General features: G+C 70.4%; 13 protein-coding genes. 1 reads left to right on the top strand and 12 read right to left on the bottom strand.

Annotation, left to right across the window (positions count from 1 at the left end):
- Nucleotides 1-51: 51 nt before the first annotated feature.
- The 4 genes from OHN74_RS32540 to OHN74_RS32525 form a co-directional block, all read right to left on the bottom strand.
- Nucleotides 52-735, bottom strand: coding sequence for a response regulator transcription factor (locus OHN74_RS32540; RefSeq protein WP_327698126.1), 684 nt, complete (start codon nt 733-735; stop codon nt 52-54).
- Nucleotides 732-1,883 carry a sensor histidine kinase gene (locus OHN74_RS32535; RefSeq protein ID WP_327698125.1) on the bottom strand — a complete coding sequence of 384 codons (1,152 nt, stop codon included), beginning with the start codon at nt 1,881-1,883 and terminating at the stop codon, nt 732-734. The genes OHN74_RS32540 and OHN74_RS32535 overlap by 4 nt, the downstream gene beginning before the upstream one ends.
- Complete coding sequence (locus OHN74_RS32530; protein ID WP_327698124.1) at nt 1,880-2,443, bottom strand: DUF1453 domain-containing protein; 564 nt, start codon at nt 2,441-2,443, stop codon at nt 1,880-1,882. The genes OHN74_RS32535 and OHN74_RS32530 overlap by 4 nt, the downstream gene beginning before the upstream one ends.
- Nucleotides 2,444-2,648: 205 nt before the next feature.
- Entirely contained in the window at nt 2,649-4,769 is a 2,121-nt protein-coding gene (locus OHN74_RS32525) for a DNA gyrase/topoisomerase IV subunit B (RefSeq protein ID WP_327698123.1), read from the bottom strand.
- Between the two features lie 451 nt (nt 4,770-5,220).
- Between OHN74_RS32525 and OHN74_RS32520 the strand changes: the two genes are divergently transcribed.
- Complete coding sequence (locus tag OHN74_RS32520; RefSeq protein WP_055532400.1) at nt 5,221-5,451, top strand: DUF7455 domain-containing protein; 231 nt, start codon at nt 5,221-5,223, stop codon at nt 5,449-5,451.
- Between the two features lie 166 nt (nt 5,452-5,617).
- On the opposite strand, the gene OHN74_RS32515 is transcribed toward OHN74_RS32520, so the two are convergent.
- The 8 genes from OHN74_RS32515 to OHN74_RS32480 form a co-directional block, all read right to left on the bottom strand.
- Nucleotides 5,618-6,484, bottom strand: a complete 867-nt coding sequence (locus OHN74_RS32515) for a serine protease (protein WP_327698122.1) — start codon at nt 6,482-6,484, stop codon at nt 5,618-5,620.
- Between the two features lie 229 nt (nt 6,485-6,713).
- A complete protein-coding gene (locus OHN74_RS32510; protein ID WP_327698121.1) occupies nt 6,714-8,249 on the bottom strand; it encodes an RNA polymerase sigma factor in 1,536 nt (511 codons plus the stop codon).
- 513 nt (nt 8,250-8,762) lie between these two features.
- Nucleotides 8,763-9,650, bottom strand: a complete 888-nt coding sequence (locus OHN74_RS32505) for a FadR/GntR family transcriptional regulator (protein WP_327698120.1) — start codon at nt 9,648-9,650, stop codon at nt 8,763-8,765.
- 162 nt (nt 9,651-9,812) lie between these two features.
- Complete coding sequence (locus OHN74_RS32500) at nt 9,813-11,930, bottom strand: ABC transporter ATP-binding protein (RefSeq protein ID WP_327698119.1); 2,118 nt, start codon at nt 11,928-11,930, stop codon at nt 9,813-9,815.
- 83 nt (nt 11,931-12,013) lie between these two features.
- On the bottom strand, nt 12,014-12,772 hold the full coding sequence (locus OHN74_RS32495; RefSeq protein ID WP_164411138.1) for an NUDIX hydrolase: 759 nt from the start codon (nt 12,770-12,772) through the stop codon (nt 12,014-12,016).
- 128 nt (nt 12,773-12,900) lie between these two features.
- On the bottom strand, nt 12,901-15,048 hold the full coding sequence (locus OHN74_RS32490; protein WP_327698118.1) for a glycogen debranching N-terminal domain-containing protein: 2,148 nt from the start codon (nt 15,046-15,048) through the stop codon (nt 12,901-12,903).
- 542 nt (nt 15,049-15,590) lie between these two features.
- A complete protein-coding gene (locus OHN74_RS32485; RefSeq protein ID WP_327698117.1) occupies nt 15,591-17,195 on the bottom strand; it encodes a DUF4192 domain-containing protein in 1,605 nt (534 codons plus the stop codon).
- 72 nt (nt 17,196-17,267) lie between these two features.
- Nucleotides 17,268-18,326: a LysR family transcriptional regulator gene (locus OHN74_RS32480; protein ID WP_327698116.1), complete on the bottom strand. Its 1,059-nt coding sequence runs from the start codon at nt 18,324-18,326 to the stop codon at nt 17,268-17,270.
- Nucleotides 18,327-18,331 lie beyond the last annotated feature (5 nt).

Genomic DNA, 18,331 nt, shown 5'->3' with positions numbered 1-18,331 from the left:
CGGGAAGATCCCCGACTCTTCTTCTCCGCAGACTTCACCCCATTAGGTGATTCACCCCGTGGGAGGCCGCACCAACCCCCTCCCGTAGGCGTAACGCACCGCCTGCGCACGGTCCTTGATTCCCGTCTTGGCGAAGAGGTTGTTGATGTGGGTCTTCACGGTCGCTGTGGAGACATGCAGTTGGTGCGCGATCTCCTGGTTGCTGAGGCCGTCCGCGATCAGCACCAGCACCTCGGTCTCCCTCGTGGTGAGCCCGTCGGGCGGCTCGGCGGGCGCGGCAGGCTTCTTCTCCGGCTCCGTCAGCCGCTCCAGGAGCCGCCGCTGGATGCTCGGCGCCAGCCCCGCGTCCCCGGACAGCACGCTGTGCACCGCCCGGACGATCTCGTCACCGTCCGCATCCTTGGTGAGATAGCCGCGCGCGCCCGCCTTCAGCGCACGGAACAGCGACTCGTCGTCCGCGAACGTCGTGAGCACCACGACCTGCGTCCCGGGGTACTCCGCCCTGATCCGCCGGGTCGCCTCGACACCGTCGCAGCGCGGCATGCGCAGATCCATCAGCACCACGTCCGGCGCGAGTTCACCGGCGAGCCTCACGGCCTCGTCCCCGTCTCCGGCCGCTCCGACGACCTCGATGCCGGGCAGCAGCCCGAGCAGCATCACGATGCCTTCCCGTACGACGGTCTGGTCGTCCGCGACCACGACCCGCGCGAGCTTCGGGCCGGCCTCCCGCGTCATGTCGGCACCCTCAGCGTCACCACGAACCCCTTCTCCCCCGGCCCGGCATCGAGCGAACCGCCCAGCAGCTCGGCACGCTCCCGCATGCCCAGCAGACCGTACCCGCCGCCCGTCCCCGTGAGTTCGCCCGGCGAACCGCCCGAGTCCCGTACGTCCAGCGTCACTTGGTGCTCGCTGTAGTCCAGCCTCACCTGGACCTTGGCGCCCGGAGCATGCTTGCGGACATTCGTCAGCGCTTCCTGCGCCACCCGGCGCACTGCCTGCGAGGCTTCCGCAGGCAGTGGTCTGCGCTCACCCGTAATGGTGACTCCCACGTCGTCGGTCGCGTCGACGAGTTCACTCAGGTAGTCCTCCAGCGGGGACATCTCGCCCCTCAGTGCGGACAGGGCCTGTCTCGTCTCGGCCAGACCGTCGCGGGCCATCCCCCGCGCCGCCACCACCCGTTCGAGTATCCGGTCCCGATCGGCGCCTCGCTCGATCAGCAGGCGGGCCGCTTCCAGGTGCACCAGCTGCGCCGAGAGACTGTGCGCCAGTACGTCGTGGATCTCCCGCGCTATCCGGGCGCGCTCCGCGAGCGCCGCCGACTCCGCTTCGGCGGCCCGTGCGGCCCGCTCCTGGGCGAGGAGCAGCTGGGCGTTGCCGCGTGCTTCGGCGTCGAGCCGCAGGACGTATCCGGCGAGTGCGAGACCGATGCTGGTGACGGTCGTGGTGAGCAAGGGATCGTCATTGACCCCCGCGTACGAGCCGAGGGCCACGATGCTCATGGGCAGAGCGGCCGACAGGGGCAGTCTTTCCAGGGCCGTGACCGCGCATCCGCACCACAGGACGAGAGCCGGCACCCGGAAGCCCGCGGCCTGGCCCGCGACCGCGAGGCCTTGAAGCAGCAGTAGGAGGGCCAGGGAGGGCCACAGTCTGTGCTGGAACGTCGTCCGGTGGAGCGCCCAGGCGAGCAGCGCGGCGAGCAGGACTCCGCCGACGGCCAGAGCCGAGTCCCGGCCCCGGGGCGGATTGCCGCTGACGGCTCCCCACAGCAGCGTGCCGAGGACCAGCATCCGGGTGGCCCAGGCGAGCCGACGGCGGTTGCGTGAGATTCCCTCGCGGCCGAGCGCCTCCTGGGAGGGCCAGCGCAACCAGTCGTTCTTCGTCACACGTGCTCCTTCCGCGACCGCACGCCGTCACCGTAAGCCGTGGTCTGCCGGCGCGCCGAGGGCACGGACCCCGGATGCAGCGGCTCCGGGTGCGGAGATGCCAGGTGCAGGGACTTTGTCCGCCAGTGCAGGATTCCGGAGCGGAGCAGCAGGGTCGCCGCGAGGGCGAGGAGAAGGGCCGAGGTGTCCTGGTGGACGCCGAGTGCCGCGCCCAGGGCGAAGAGACCGACGCGGAGGCCGATCCCGGTGATCCACACGGCGACGCTCGCCCTGGTGCTCCGGCTCCACACCACGCCGTCCGCCTCCGCCCAGACGTGGGTTGTCCAGGCCCAGCCGGCTCCCGTGGCGAGGCCGATGAGCAGTTCGGCCGCGAGCAGGGTGATCGACTCCGTGCGGTGGTGGCTGTCGACAAGTCCGGGCTCGCGCAGCGCCACGACGGCCAGGATCACGGGCAGGACCCACCAGCGCCGGTCCGTGTCTGTCCGACGCGTACGGAACTGGCGTACGACCACCAGGGCGACGACGGCGACGATCAGCAAGGCATCAACGAGCCCGGACATCAGGCCTCCGTGGGCGAAGAAGGAGCGGGTGTCGGCAACGGGTGCTGTCGACACCTTCGACGCTACGGAAATCGGCAGGTCACAGGATCGGAGCGGGGGTGGATCAAGGGTGGATTCGCAGCGGGTAGAAGGTCCACCCCAGGGTGGAGAAATGGTGCCGGGGCAGCACTTGCAAGCGCTGCCCCGGGACCGAGAACCGGATGGGTCACGCGTCGATGCGCGACCTGTCCAGCGTTGCCGCCGAGCTGGAGATGAACTCCTTGCGAGGAGCGACGTCGTTGCCCATCAAGAGGTCGAAGACCTGTTCGGCAGAGTCCAGGTCGGACAGGTTGATCCGGCGCAGCGTGCGATGACGGGGATCCATCGTGGTCTCGGCCAGCTGGTCGGCGTCCATCTCACCGAGACCCTTGTAGCGCTGGATCGAGTCCTTGTAGCGGACACCCTTGCTCTGGAACTCCAGGAGCTTCTCGCGCAGCTCACGGTCGGAGTACGTGTAGACGTACTTGTCCTGGCCCTTCTTCGGCTGGATGAGCTCGATGCGGTGCAACGGCGGCACCGCGGCGAACACCCGGCCCGCTTCGACCATGGGCCGCATGTAGCGGTGGAACAGCGTCAGAAGCAGTGTTCGGATGTGCGAGCCGTCGACGTCGGCGTCGGTCATCATGATGATCTTGCCGTAGCGGGCCGCGTCGATATCGAACGTACGACCAGATCCAGCCCCTATGACCTGGATGATCGCACCGCACTCGGCGTTCTTCAGCATGTCGGTCACGGACGACTTCTGGACGTTGAGGATCTTGCCGCGGATCGGCAGCAGGGCCTGGAACTCCGAGTTCCGGGCGAGCTTGGCCGTACCGAGCGCGGAGTCGCCCTCCACGATGAACAGTTCGCTGCGCTCGACGTCGTCACTGCGGCAGTCGGCGAGCTTGGCAGGCAGCGAGGAGGACTCCAGGGCCGTCTTCCGGCGCTGTGCGTCCTTGTGCTGACGGGCCGCGATGCGCGTGCGCGCGGCGGCCACCGCCTTCTCCATGACGACGCGGGCCTGCGCGGCGGCGTCCCGCTTGGTGGAGGTCAGGAAGTCCTTGAGCTCCTTGGACACCACATTCGTCACGATGCGGCGTGCCGCCGAAGTGCCGAGGATCTCCTTGGTCTGGCCCTCGAACTGCGGCTCGGCGAGACGCACGGTGACGACCGCGGTGAGGCCCTCCAGTGCGTCGTCCTTGACGATGTCGTCCTCGGCCACGCGCAGCAGCTTCTTGGTGCGCAGTACCTCGTTCATCGTCTTCGAGACGGCCTGTTCGAACCCCGCCACATGGGTCCCGCCCTTGGGCGTGGCGATGATGTTCACGAACGACTTGAGGGTGACGTCGTAACCCGTGCCCCAGCGCATCGCCACGTCGACACCCAGCTCGCGGGTGACCTCGGTGGGGGTCATCTGGCCGTGGTCGTCGAGGACCGGCACCGTCTCCTTGAAGGATCCCTGCCCGGAGAAGCGGAGGACGTCGCAGACCGGCTTGTCGGTGGCCAGGTACTCGCAGAACTCGCTGATGCCTCCGTCGAAGCGGAAGGACTCCTCGCCCTTGCTGCCGCCCTCACCAAGGCCCACCTCGTCACGGACGACGATGGTGAGGCCCGGCACCAGGAACGCGGTCTGCCGAGCGCGCTGGTGGAGGTTCTCCAGGGAGAGCTTGGCGTCCTTGAGGAAGATCTGGCGGTCGGCCCAGTACCGCACGCGCGTTCCGGTGCGGGTCTTGGGGACCCGCTTGGTCTTGCGCAGGCTTCCCGTCTCGAACGTGGCGTCCGGGCCGACGTCGGAGAAGGAACCGGGCACGCCCCGCCGGAAGCTGATCGCATGGGTGTTCCCCCCGCGGTCGACCTCGACGTCCAGGCGCGCCGAGAGCGCGTTCACCACGGACGCGCCCACGCCGTGCAGGCCGCCGGAGGCGGCGTACGAGCCGCCGCCGAACTTGCCGCCGGCGTGCAGCTTGGTCATGACGACCTCGACACCGGAGAGGCCGGTCTTGGGCTCGACGTCCACGGGGATGCCGCGGCCGTTGTCCCGCACCTCGACGGAGCCGTCGTCGTGCAGGACGACGTCGATGTGGTCGCAGTAGCCCCCAAGGGCCTCGTCCACGGAGTTGTCGATGATCTCCCAGAGGCAGTGCATCAGGCCACGGCTGTCGGTGGACCCGATGTACATGCCCGGGCGCTTTCGCACGGCCTCGAGCCCTTCGAGGACGAGCAGGTGCCGCGCGGTGTAGTTGGAACCGTCCCGGTCTGCTCCTGCCAGCAGCGCTGTGGACGGCACGGACGTATCGGCGGTCACGCGGTTCGCTCCTCGCTGAATTTCAGTTGGGGCCCTGATGGGTAAGGGCCTGGCTTCGGTCGCCGCTCAGAGGGTACCGAGGCCTGGTAGAGCCGATGTAACACCACCCTCGGCGAAACTCACACTAATCCAGAGTCGCATGCCTGTTCGATCCCTCGATGGAGTGAAGTACATATCACGTTCCCTTCCAGGCATGAACCATTTAGGCTCCGGGCACGTCCTCATCAACAACCGGCAATCCAGCCGGGAGGACCAACACCCCTACAGACGACAGACAGCGCGAACCCGTACAGACACAAAGACACGCAATACGGCACATTCGCCGCCAACCGGAATCAGACAGCCGCCTCGAAAAGATTTTTTTCAAGGAAGGGCCACAAGCGGGAACGTTTTCGGCCTGGTTGGATGTTGACCCTGGTACGACAGCTCGTCGAGCTAGAGAAGAGGCGACGTGACTACTGTTCTGACCCCCGCGAGCCCGCTGACGGCCGCTGATCGCTGCGACCGCTGCGGCGCCCAGGCATACCTTCGCGTTGTCTTGGCGAGCGGCGGAGAACTGCTCTTCTGCGCCCACCACGGTCGCAAGTTCGAGCCGGAACTCAAGAAGATCGCCGCTGAGATACAGGACGAGACGGAGCGACTGACGACCGTTCCAGCCAGCTCCAACGAAGAAGAACGCTGATACTGCGCGTCGACGACGAGCCAGCCCCGGCACAGACCGGTTGATTCGGGCGGCCACTCCTGCACTCAGGAGTGGCCGCCCGCTTCACTCAAGCCGCTCAGCGGCCGTCGGGAGCCCTCAGCCGGGCGGACCCCGAAACACCCCTCCGGTCGCCACCCACAGGCCCTCAGCCACCGTTTCCGGGGGCAGGGGCGGTGCCCCACCCCATGGTCCGCACGACGTCCGAGACCCGCGTGTAGACGCCCGGGCTTCCGGGCCGTCCGCAGCCGCTCCCCCAGGACACGAGCCCTACCAGCCGCCCCTGAGCGACCAGCGGCCCTCCACTGTCCCCCTGGCAGGCGTCAGGCCCCCCTGCGGCCTCCCCCGCACACAGCATGCTCTCTGCTCGGTACGTCCCGTCGGCACTGCCCGGGTATGCCCGCTCGCAGACCGTGTCGGACAGCACGTGCACCCGTGCGGCGCGCAGACTGCGCGCGTAGTCCGCGCCTCCCGTGATGTCGCCCCAGCCGTAGACCGTGGCGTTCGTACCGGGTCGGTAGGCCGGGTCACCCGCAGCCGCCATCCCGATGACCGAACTCTCCGGAAGGGGCTCGGCGAGGGTGAGTACGGCGAAGTCCCCGGCGTTGCTGAGCTTGTCGTAGCCCGGGTTGACCCAGGTGTCACGTACGGCGATCTCCTTGCCCTGGGCGGACGTCAGATCCGTACGCCCGGTGATGACCTTCAGGTCCCGTGCGCGGTGGGGCGGCGCCCCCAGGACGTCCTCGCCCATGCAGTGGGCCGCGGTCAGTACGGTGCTCCGGCCGACGGCCACGCCGCCGCAGAACTGCCCGGCGCGCGTACCCCCGAACCGGTCACGGCTGGACAGCGCCACCGTCCACGGGCCCTCGGACACGTCGACCGGGAATCCGCCGACGACAACGCCGTCGGCAGCCACCGGGGCGGCGGACGCCAGCGGTATCACGGCCGCCGCGGCCGCCAGAACCAGCGACCGGGTCAGCGTCCGGGACAGGACCCGGACAAGGGGATGGCGCATGCGCGCTCCTCACTCTGGGATGATCACGAGAAACCCAGAGTGATCCAAGGCGCTCCGCCCCGCACGCTCGCGCCACGAAAGAGGGACGCCGTCGACTGGAGCACCTCGTTCCGCACGCGCCGGACCGCGCTCCCCGCACGCCGGTGCGACGCCCCGCACTCGCGCAGCACGAAGGCCCGGCTCCCCTGGGGGAGACCGGGCCTTCCGTGTCGTGTCGTACGACCGCGACCTAGTCGAGGTAGTCGCGCAGCACCTGCGAACGCGACGGGTGGCGCAGTTTCGACATGGTCTTGGACTCGATCTGGCGGATGCGCTCGCGGGTGACGCCGTACACCTTGCCGATCTCGTCGAGGGTCTTCGGCTGACCGTCGGTGAGACCGAAGCGCATCGAGACGACGCCCGCCTCGCGCTCGGACAGGGTGTCCAGGACGGAGTGCAGCTGCTCCTGAAGGAGCGTGAAGCTGACCGCGTCGGCCGGGACGACGGCCTCGGAGTCCTCGATGAGGTCACCGAACTCGCTGTCGCCGTCCTCACCCAGGGGGGTGTGGAGGGAGATCGGCTCGCGGCCGTACTTCTGGACCTCGATGACCTTCTCCGGGGTCATGTCGAGTTCCTTGGCCAGTTCCTCCGGGGTGGGCTCGCGGCCCAGGTCCTGGAGCATCTGGCGCTGCACGCGCGCGAGCTTGTTGATGACCTCGACCATGTGCACCGGGATACGGATGGTGCGGGCCTGGTCGGCCATCGCGCGGGTGATCGCCTGACGGATCCACCAGGTGGCGTACGTGGAGAACTTGTAGCCCTTGGTGTAGTCGAACTTCTCGACCGCGCGGATCAGACCGAGGTTGCCCTCCTGGATGAGGTCCAGGAAGAGCATGCCGCGGCCGGTGTAACGCTTGGCCAGGGAGACCACCAGACGGAGGTTGGCCTCCAGGAGGTGGTTCTTGGCGCGGCGACCGTCCTCGGCGATGATCTCCAGCTCGCGCTTGAGCTTCGGAGCCAGCTTGTCGGCGTTGGCCAGCTTGTCCTCGGCGAACAGGCCTGCCTCGATGCGCTTGGCGAGTTCGACCTCCTGCTCGGCGTTGAGCAGCGGGACCTTGCCGATCTGCTTGAGGTAGTCCTTCACCGGGTCGGCGGTGGCACCGGCGACGGCGACCTGCTGGGCCGGCGCGTCGTCCTCGTCGTCGTCGGAGAGGACGAAGCCCTTGTTCTCGGCCCCTTCCTCCTCCTCTTCGCCGGGCTTGACGTCCTCGAGCGCTTCGTCCTCGACGGCCTCGGCGTCGTCCTTGCCGGCGGTCGTCTTCTTGGCCGCCGTCTTCTTGGCGACGGTCTTCTTCGCGACCGCCTTCTTGGCAGTCGTCGTCTTCTTGGCGGCGGCCTTCTTCGCGGGCGCCTCGTCGTCGACGGAGGGCTCGGCGGAAGGGGCCGTCGAGGTGGCGGTGGCGGTGGCCTTCTTCGTGGTCACCGTCTTCGCTGCGACCGTCTTGGTGGCGGTGCGCTTGGCCGGACTCTTCGCTGCGACGCTCTTTCGGGTGCGCTTCGGCTCTGCGGCACTGACCATCAGCGTCACACCCTCTTCCTCGAGGATCTGGTTGAGGCTGCGCAGTACGTTCTTCCACTGAGTGGCCGGAATCTGGTCAGCTTCGAAGGCCCGACGCACGTCGTCGCCGGCGATCTGCCCCTCAGCCTTTCCCCGCTCGATGAGCGCCATGACAGAGACGGACTCGGCGATCTCCGGCGGGAGCGTACGGGATGTGCTGGCCGACACGAACAACCTCTCGAACGTTGGAAAACGGCTTCCGGCCCCGTCCACTACGGACAGGAGCCGACGACCGCCGACTGGGGATGGGCCGACGGCGCGGGCGAGGGCCGGGAAGATGCACAGCGCCTTGAACGGCGTCCGTATTCCCTCCGCGGCTGTCACCTCTTAGGTCATCGCGCTGCTTCCGCAAGCGTTACGCCCAATCTGCGTGGCCCGAGTCACACCCCGTAAGCGCTCATAAACGGTCAATTGTTATTAAAGGTGGTCAGCCACGGTGACGACAAGGCCGTCCCGACCGATCCATGCCCCCATCGGCAGCGGCATTCACGGCCACGACGGGTACTTCAGCACGGTCCGCCGCCTCTTCCTCTCACCGCACCGCTCGGTCACCCGGTCTCGCTGCCGGACCCCGCCGAGCCCTCTCGGGATCCGACGGGGCCCGGCAGCGACGGTTCGCGGACCGAGCGATGCTTTCCGGAGGACGACACGTCCCCCGATCGCACCGCCCTCGACTCTCGGTCAGTGCTCACGCGGGGCCGGAACCACGCGCTCCACCTCGGGGTGCACCATGAGGAGCTGCCGCATGGCCGCCTCCGCTCCCGCACCGTCGCCCGCCCCGAGAGCCTCGACGATCCGGGCATGGTGCGCCAAGGACGCCTCGTTGGGCCGGTCACAACCGGTGATCGGACCGCCGGACACCTGGAGGGCGGCGGACACGATCCCGGAGAGGTGCTCCAGCATGCGGTTGCCGGCGAGCTGGATGAGCAGCGAGTGGTACTCGGCGTCGGCGCGCGAGAACGTCAGCGCGTCACCCTGGCTCATGGCGTGACCCATGATCTCGACCATGTCGACGAGCCTCTGCTGGACCTCTTCGCGCCCATGCCCGGCGGCGAGGCGAGCAGCGAGCGGCTCGATCGTCCAGCGCAGCTCGCTGAGCTCGCGGCGCTGGTTGTCGCGCTGCGGCCCGAAGGCGCGCCACTCGATGATGTCGGGGTCGAGGAGGTTCCAGTCGCTGACGGGACGCACGCGCGTGCCCACGTTCGGCCGGGCACTCACCAGGCCCTTGGCCTCCAGCACCCGGAGCGACTCACGGACTACGGTGCGGGAGACCTCGAAACGCTGGCCGATCTCCTCGGGCACGAGGGGGCGGTCCGCGCCCAGGTCGCCGGAGACGATCATCTGGCCCAGCTGCTGGACGAGTTGACCGTGCAGCCCGCGACCGCGGCTGCCCGCGCTGCGGCGGCCGACACGGCCCAGTTCCGGATCCGTGGCGTCCCAGGAAGGGACTCCCACCCGATCGGCACCGGGGGCCTCGGCGTAGGGATAGCGGTCGAGCCCGCCCGGGCCGACGAGACCTGAGTCTGCGGAGCGGGCGGCGGTCATCATGGTGTGCGCAAGGGTACTCACGGATCCTTTGTCGGCGCCGCCTTCAACTCCCTTGAGGTCTTTGGTGAAAAGCACACGAAAGGGTGATCGCTCACCCCGTCGCAATTGACGCCTTATCGGAAAGAAACGGGCGTTCCTCGGGGAGTTGTGCGCAGGGCAGGACCGGAAGGGCGCGGACGATCGTCATCGGACCCTGCTTCGCAGGGTCGTGAGCAGATACGCACAGAGCAGAGCAGCCAGTGACAATGTCAGCGCGCCGCCGACGGGTTGGGTGATCATCCGCGTTCCGGCAGCCAGATACCGCTCACCCCCGAAGGGCCACTCCGCCAGGAACAGTTCCCGCAGGCGCACGGAGAAACCGGCCGCGCTCCGCACGGACGAGCCCTCCAGGACCTTCTGCACGAGGGGCACCACGACGACCGGTACGGCGACCACCGCCGCCAGCCCAGCGGTGGTGGACCGGAAGATGCCCGCCGCCAGGACCCCGGCCCAGGCGCAGCCGATCACAAGGCCGATCCAACTCGCGGTCAGCGCGAGCCAGTCCGCGGGAACGCGCGCCAGCTCCCGTCCGTAGACGAGGTAGAGCACTTCGGCGTCGCAGCCCACGGTGAGGAAGGCCAGCAGCAGCCCGGTGGCCGCGGCGACGAGGAGCTTGGCGACGAGCAGTCCCAGTCGACGGGGCACGGTGCCGCGATTGACCGCCAGCGCGGGGTGACGGAACTCGTCCCCGAAGGCGATGGCGCCCAGCAGCCCGGCGCCGAGCGCAGCGGGCGGCAGCGGCAGCTCCTGCGGCCAGGCGGCCAGCAGGCGATGCTGCGGAGTGTGGCCGACACGGGCCAGGAGTACGGCGACAAGCGCCGACGAGACGAGCACGGCGGCCCCGGTCAGAAACCCGGTGCCGACGCCCGCGGCCCGGCGCAGCTCGTAACGGAGAGGGCGTAGCGGACTCGGAGCGGGGCGGACGGAAATGGGGGGCGGGAGCGGCGGCAGGCTGTCGGAGGTGAGGGCGTCGGAGGAGCGCGGGCGGGCGCCCCGGGGGCGTGTCGGCGCGGACGTCGCCGAGGCGCGGCCGACTGACTGCCCGGAGACACGGGTGACTGTCGACAGGCGGCCGGTGGGCCCGTTCGGCTCGGGGAGACGGGTTGCCGGGGTGGTCCCGGTTGACGCCGCAGCGGCTGCGGGAGGACGTTGTCCGGCAGAGCCGTGCGCTGTGGAAAGACCCGGGGTGGTGGCAGAGCCCTGCGCCGGGGCGGCCTCAGACGTGACTCCGGCAGTCTTCTGTCCTGCTGTGGAGTCGGTCTCTCCAGTCGTACCGGCTGCTCTGGGCTCATCGAGCGCCATCGCCCCACCAGCCACGGGGCCCTCGCCAAGCGTCCGTCCCTCGTGGCATGCCGACGGCTCGCCCTGCCGGGTCGACCCGGCGCCGGGACCCATGTCACCGACCTCGTCGGCGAGTTGGTGTACGAGGATGCCGTGCCGGAACGCGGTCTCGCCGATGTCCGCGCAGGTACTGCCGTACACGGAGAGCCGGTTACCGGCCTCCGGCACGACCTCCACGGAACGATGCGCCGTCCGGGCCTCTTTGGTCAGCAGGGCCGCGAGACGGGTCGCGTGGGGGCTGCGTACGGCGACTCGGGGGCGCAGCCTGGTGCGGGCGAAGTCCGCGGCTTCCTGGTCGGCGACGAGTCGCCCCTGCTCCAGGGTGATGATCCGGTCGGCGGTTCGGGCCGCCTCCTTGGGGTCGGTGGTGGCGCACAGGACGGTGCCGCCCTGGGCCGCGTGGGCGCGCAGCATGCCGTGCAGCCAATGGCGTTCACGGGCCGACAGGCCGTCGGTGAGCGCGTCGAGCACGAGGGTGTGCGGGTCCGCCAGCAGAGCGCAGGCCAGACCGAGCCGACGGTCCATGCCGCGCGACAGTGTGCCCAGGCGTTCGTCGCGCAGACTGACGAGGCCGACGACTTCGAGGACCTCGTCGGCACGGCGGACCGGGACGCCTGCCGCCGCGCACAGCATGCGGAGTTGGCCTCGGACGGTGCGCGCGGGGTGCCCCGGCACATCGCCCAAGAGAACGCCGACCTCACGGGACGGATGGGCGATGCGGTGCAGCGGGCGCCCTCTGAAGTAGGTGGTCCCACGGCCCTGTTGCAGTTCGAGCATCAGCCTGAGCACCGTTGTCTTGCCGGCGCCCGGGGTACCGAGGAGCGTGGTGACGCAGCCCGCGCGTGCCTCGAAGGAGACGTCGTCGACGGCGGGCGGGAGCTCCTTGCGAGGGTTGCTGGTCAGTCCGAAGGCCTGGATCACCCGTAGCAAGATAGCGCGTTATGTCCGTTTTACCGGGTGTGGCAGGGCCCACTGAAAGGCATGCGTTGCCCCAGGGTTCGGTGTCAGACCTCGGGACGCAGCATCGGAGGGTTGAGCAGAGTGGCTCCACCGGCTCGGAAGAGCTGGGCCGGACGACCTCCCTGCCGGGTGGTCGTACCTCCCGTGGGGACGAGGAAGCCCGGGGTGCCCGTGACCTTGCGGTGGAAGTTTCGCGGGTCGAGGGCGACGCCCCACACCGCCTCGTAGACACGGCGCAACTCGCCGACGGTGAACTCGGTCGGGCAGAACGCCGTGGCCAGCGACGAGTACTCGATCTTGGAGCGGGCGCGCTCCACCCCGTCCGACAGGATCTGGGCGTGGTCGAAGGCGAGTGGTGCCGCCTGTTCGCCGTCCCGGCCGTAGCCGCCCTGTTGCAGCAGTTCCTCGACGGGTGCCCAGCGGGCACTGTTCGCGTCACCGCCCGCCCTGGGAGCGGGCAGGTCGGGGGCGAGCGCGAGATGGGCGACACTGACCACCCGCATCCGGGGATCGCGCTTGGGGTCGCCGTAGGTCGCGAGCTGTTCCAGGTGAGCGCCGTTGTCCTGAGCCGGGGCGTCCGGGTCGTGGGCGCGCAGTCCGGTCTCCTCGGCCAGTTCACGCGCTGCGGCCTGTGACAGATCCTCGTCGGCCCGTACGAAGCCGCCGGGGAGCGCCCAGCGTCCCTGGAAGGGCGACTCACCCCTGCGTACCGCCAGCGCGCACAGGGCGTGACGACGCACGGTCAGCACGACCAGGTCCACGGTGACGGCGAAGGGCGGGAAGGCTGACGGGTCGTAGGGCATGCCCGCGATCATAGTCGTCTGCCTGACGATAAACACTCTCTTCTCCAGCCGCACCATGACTGGTCCACGCTGGTCGGACACAGGTGTCAAGGCCTTCCGGGCGCCCTTCCGAGGCATGCCGTAGGAGATCACGCTCCCAGTTGCAGTCCCGCGGCGGCCTCCTCGACCATGGCGACGCCGAGGCGACCGACCCGTACGGAAAAGGGGGCCCCCGCGATCCGCAGCCCCGTCAGGCCGATCTCGCCCAGCGGAACGCTGCGTACCGGACGGAGCATGACCCTGCTCGCCGGGGCGTCCGGACGGATACCGGCCAGGGTCGCGAGCAGCAGCACCCCGGAGGCGGCAGCCGTGGCCGACGGCCGGCAGGCGGCCGGGTGGGGCAACGGGGCGCCTCCTTCCACGCGCTGCTCTCCCGCGTACATCTCCGGCAGCCGGTATGCGAAGGTCTCGGCCGCCGCCAGGAGCCCGCGCAGCAGCGCACTCGCCTCCCTCTCGTACCCTGCGGTGGCCAGGCCGGCGACGGCCACCGCGGTCTCCTGGACCCGCACGGCACCGCTGCGGTGGCCGAACGGGTTGTATCCCGCCTCCTTGACGCCCAGGCCGCGCAACCCCCAGCCGGAGTCCAGGGCCGGACTGCCGAACAGCCGGGCGAGTTGTTCGGTCTGCACCTTGTCGAGCAGCCCGGGAGCCTGCTCACCCTCGCCCAGCAGACCGGTGTCGAGGAGATGGGCGGCGATCGCACCGAAGTGCGGCACGGTGCGCCCGTCCGGCGTACGAGCCGCGGCGGGTCGGCCGCCGCCCCGGTCCTCGACCCAGAAGTCGTCCCTGAACGCGCTGCGCAGCTTCTGGGCCCACTGCCGCAGCCCGGCACCGCCCGGGCGGCCGTACGCGTCGAGGAGATCGGCGCCGAGGAGGGCGGCGCGGTGCGCATGGGCCTGCGTCTCACAGCGCAGAGGGCCGCCCGGTTGCGGATCCGGCAGGTAGGTTCCGTCGCCCACGGTCGTGCGCAGCCAGGTCAGACAGCGCTCGGCCGTCGGGAGCAGTTCCTCGGTCACCTGTTCCGGGAGCCCCCAGCGGCGGGCCTCGGCGAGGAGCACGGGGAAGAGCAGGGTGGCCTCCGTGCCCGTACAGCCCGGTGGCAGGTGGGGGCCCGCGTCCCGGCGCGGGCCGGGGAGCATGCCGGATCTCGGGCCCGGCCCCGGGAGTTGGGTGCGGGCGAGGGTTCGCAGTGTGCCCGCCGCGAGCCCGGTGCCGAGGGGGAGCGTCATTCGGGCGGCGGCAAGAGCCTCGGCCGGGGCCATCCCGCAGCGCCACGGCGCGCCGGCCGCGAGGTGGGTGTCGGCGGGATGCGCGGAGTCGCGCAGGAGCAGGGCCTGAAGGTCTTCGATACTGGTCCGCAGGAGTGCCTCGACGCGTGGATCGTCGCCTGCGGCCCGTGCTGGGGCGAGGGGGCTCGTCGCCACATGACCCACGGCCCGGACTGGCCCCGTACCGTCCTGCCGTATACGCAGCTCCAGGGTAATGGAACCGCCCGGGGGCAGGTCTAGCTCCCAGCGCAGCAGGCCCGCGGAAGCCAGCGCGTCGGCGGGTGGCGGGTCGGCGGTGACGGCGGCGCTGCCGGCGGCGCTGGACCAGCGCAGGCCGGAAGCGTGGACGCTGGCGGGCAGTTCGGGGCCCGCGGTGCCGGCGGCGATCATGCCCAGGTCCGCCAGGTCGGTACCGAGTGACACCTCGACCGGCAGGCGCAACGGGCGCAGCGCCGAACTGTGCAGGGTGATCAGCTCAGTGCCGTCCGCGTGGCGGATGCGCTCGACGACGATGTCCGGGTCGGGCCCGCCGTCCGGGGAGACACGTAACGTTCCCACGAATCGGGCACGGTCGGCGGCGGTCATCCGGGCCTGCACCGCGAGCGGTTCACGGCCGGCCACCCGGACCTGGCACCGGGCGAGCACCCGCCTGCCCCCGCGGTAGAAGCCTTCCAGTCCCCGGCCGGTGAGCTGCCCCTGGTCCGTGGAGATCGCGAGCCCGGGAAGGGCGACGCAGATCAGGGTGGTGTGGGTCGGGGGCAGCTGAGCAGGACGGCGGGCGGGCGGGGGTGGGGCAAGCGGCGGCCGGGGCGCGGAAGGGCGCCCGGTGCCCGGGAAGCGAGGCTCCGAGCCTCGCGGGTACCCCGCGTTGCCGGGGACTCCGTCGCCACCTCCCCGCAAGGGCGGCGTGGGTGTGCCTGCGCCGCGACGGTCGTCGTCGGCGGCCGAGGGCGGGGTCGGCGGATGCATGGGCGACTTCTTCTGCGCTCTGGGCGCCGAGGGCGCGCTCGGCGCCCGGTAGGGGGCTTCGGCAGGACAGGGATGATGCGGCGGCTCGGCCTGTCCAAGGATTCCGCCACTCAGGTGAACGGACCAGGGCTTCCCCGAGTCACGCCTCCGGCGGGACAAGCCGACCGAATGGCGGTGAAGCGGAGCATACTTCCGACCCGTGCCGGGACGACTGCGTCGGCCGTCCAGTGTGGTCGGAAGGGAGAGGTGTCCTGGGGCTGTCCTGGCGCCGGTCACTTGTACGTGGGGCGCGCTGCCGTTGCTCAATCGCCGGTCGCGTGTTCCGCCGTTGCCGAACCGTCGAACGGCCGCCACAGAGCCGACCGGACGCCGGCCCGCTGCCCCCTCACTGACGCGTCGCTCCTCGGACGTCCCGCCGGTGATTAACCGTCGGTCACCCCTCCCGACGCCGTTCGGGAGCCGGTGGGCTGTCCCGTCCTTGTCGAGCCGTCCCCCTGGCATGCGACTGGCGCCGGAGCGCCGGTGAACTGCCCCACCCCTGTTCACGAGTCGTTCCCCTTCGTGCGGTGGCCGGGAGGGGCGGCCTCCTCGGCGCCCGGGCTGCGCCGACGTGCGACGGACCTGCCCAAGAGCTGGGGACGGGTTCCGCCGGTCCGCCGGACGCGTGGGCGGGTGTCGCCGTCATCTGCCGGACCTACCCGACGTCGACGCCTCGTGGCCGACTCCAGCGCCCGGGTGGCACCGCTGACCGACGTGGAGCAGGAAGGGGAACCCGTGACCCCGTCAAGGGATGCCGTGGCTTCGGTGTCGTCGATCCAGCCGTCGCTCCCGCGCCCCTCCACCCGACCGACGCCGCTCGATCCCCCGAACCGCTCCGTCCTTTCGGAAGCCGCCGTGGCCTCGAACCCCTCCTCGCTCCCGAACCCCTCCGGATCCTCGCCCCAGCCGATGCCCCCGTCCTCGTACGCGTCGCCGACCCCGATTCGCTCGGTGTCCGGCATGGTTCCGGGCGTCCCGGCAGTGATGCGAGGCCGGTCGCCGCGCTCCGCGCGCAGACAGCGCCGGATCGACTCCGGGTCCAGACCCTCGTTGCAGGCCTGGTGCAGCAGGCGGGCGAACAGATAGCCGGGGTCCGCGCCGAGTGCCATGGCCAGGGCTTCCCTGGCCTCCACTTCGTCACCGGTCGACCAGGCGACCCAGCCGGCGAGCGTCAGAGGGGCCGCGGCGTGCTCGCGGTACGGCCCGACACAGCGGCGGGCCAGGGCCCGCCAGAGGCGCAGGGCCGGTGCCGCCTCGTCGCCCTCCATCCACTCCGCCGCGCGATCGCGGGTCGTACGATCCTGCAGACCCAGGATCAGCGTGGCGGCCTCGTCGTGTGCGAGCAGTTCGTCGTCGTGAAGGTCTGCCAGAAGTGTGCCGGAGACCGCGGGTGCGTCGGCCAGTCGACTCCTGGCCCGCAGTGCCTGCCGCAGGGTCTCCTCTGCCACGTCGGCGCGGCTCGCGTCGTCGAGGATCCGGGGCACCAGGCGGGCGTTGGCGGTGTCGAGCGCGCGTTCCTGTTCCAGCGCCGCAGCGGTCTCCCAGGGATGGAACCTGGCCCGCAACTCACTGAGTGTGCCTCGCACTTGCAGACCGGCATAGGCCGCGGCGGCGGCCAGCACCGACGTACCTGGAAGGCCCATGGGCACTCCGTCGTCCGGACAGCACTCGGGCGTCACGCAGCAGTAGGACCAGAAGCGGTTGTCGGCGATGCACAGAGCCTCGACCACGGGTACGTCGAGACGACCGCACTCGGTGCGCAGCAACTGGGCGAGCGGGCGCAGACGTTCCCTCACCTGGTGCCGCGCTTCGCCCTCCGTCGGTTCCTGGCAGAGGTACACGACCATGCTCTCGGGCCGTGCGCCTCTGCGCTCGCTGCCGGTCACCAGACCGTGTGTCAGTTGCTGTGCCACGGCGGGCCAGTCATCCGGGTTGGCGGGAATTCCGAGCCGGGCGCGGCCTCCGAACCGGCCGCGCCCGTCCCGGTCGTGCAACGCGACCAGGACGATGCTGTCCTCGGGGTGGTATCCGAGCAAATAGGGCAGGGCGTCGGCCAGTTCGGCCGGGGTACGCAGGGTGACCTGATGCGTTTCGCTGTGATTCGTCATGCCGTGACGATCTCGCGGATTCCGCGATCCCGCTGGAGCCTGTGGATAACCTCGACCAGGAACACGTCAAGGTCAGCGCCGGGATCCGTACACCACCCCGTACTCCCGCAGAGCAGCGTGGCGCTGCCTCGAATCGGCATCGTCATCGGCATCGCCGCCACCCTCGGCTCCTGGCGGCTCCTGGGCGCCGGGGACGGGCAACTGGCCGGCAGGCTCTCCGCGCGCGTCACGGGACGACGGTTCGACCGTTGCCGCTCGGCGCAGGTGTTCTGCGAGTGCCTCGGTGGCCGCCGGTGCAGCGCGGTCCTTGACGCCCCAGGCCAGCAAGTGCTGCCTGCGGGCCCAGGGTTCCCGCAGCTCGCACACGTCGACCGGCTGCCGGCGATCGATGACACGACGTGGCACCACGGCGAGCCCGACACCGGCGGCAGCGAGGGCTACGAGGACGTTGAGATCGGCGACGGTGGTGCGGTGACGCGCCACCGGGGCGTGCGGTCCGAGGTGCTTCTCGATCCAGCGGCGCAGCGAGGAGCCGGCGTCGAGCCCGACGAGAGGGTGCTCGGCGGCCTCGCCGTACGTGAGCGCGGTCCGCCCGGCGAGAACCCCGCCGACCTGGCCGATCACGACCAAGGAGTCGTCCCCGAGGAGCTCCGTGCGCAGGCCGCAGTCGCGGGCTTCGTCGTCGAGGACGACCCCCAGATCCGCCTCGCCGTCGGCCAGCATGCGCACCGTCTGCGGGGTGCGGCTCTCGGACACAGTGACGTCGACGTCCGGATGCGCGCGCAGGAACGAGACCAGGGCCCGCGGCACGAGCCCCTGCATCGCGGAACCGCCGCCCAGCAGGGTCAGCGGAGCCGTCGGAGACCGCGTGTAGCTCGCGACGGCGCTTTCGAGCCGAGCGGTCTGGGCGAGTACGTCGCGTGCGTGGCGGGCCAGGGTCGTCCCTGCCGGGGTGAGCCGCACGCCTCGCCGCCCGCGGACCAGCAGCGGCACTCCGGCGTGCCGCTCCAGCGAGCGCACCCGGGCGCTGGCCGAAGGCAGGCTCAGGTGCATCCGGTGCGCACCCGCCGTGATCGACCCCTCCGCCGCGATGTGGACAAAGAGTCGCAGGTCGTCCAAGTCATAGCGCACCCCCT

This window comes from Streptomyces sp. NBC_00459 (assembly GCF_036013955.1).
GTDB lineage: Bacteria > Actinomycetota > Actinomycetes > Streptomycetales > Streptomycetaceae > Streptomyces.
This window is presented reverse-complemented; position numbering and strand designations above follow the sequence as displayed.

Coding starts and splice junctions, on each gene's coding strand:
- OHN74_RS32540 (WP_327698126.1), bottom strand. CDS start 735: ATGACGCGGGAGGCCGGCCCGAAGCTCGCGCGGGTCGTGGTCGCGGAC.
- OHN74_RS32530 (WP_327698124.1), bottom strand. CDS start 2,443: ATGTCCGGGCTCGTTGATGCCTTGCTGATCGTCGCCGTCGTCGCCCTG.
- OHN74_RS32515 (WP_327698122.1), bottom strand. CDS start 6,484: ATGCGCCATCCCCTTGTCCGGGTCCTGTCCCGGACGCTGACCCGGTCG.
- OHN74_RS32495 (WP_164411138.1), bottom strand. CDS start 12,772: ATGCCCTACGACCCGTCAGCCTTCCCGCCCTTCGCCGTCACCGTGGAC.
- OHN74_RS32490 (WP_327698118.1), bottom strand. CDS start 15,048: ATGCATCCGCCGACCCCGCCCTCGGCCGCCGACGACGACCGTCGCGGC.
- OHN74_RS32485 (WP_327698117.1), bottom strand. CDS start 17,195: ATGACGAATCACAGCGAAACGCATCAGGTCACCCTGCGTACCCCGGCC.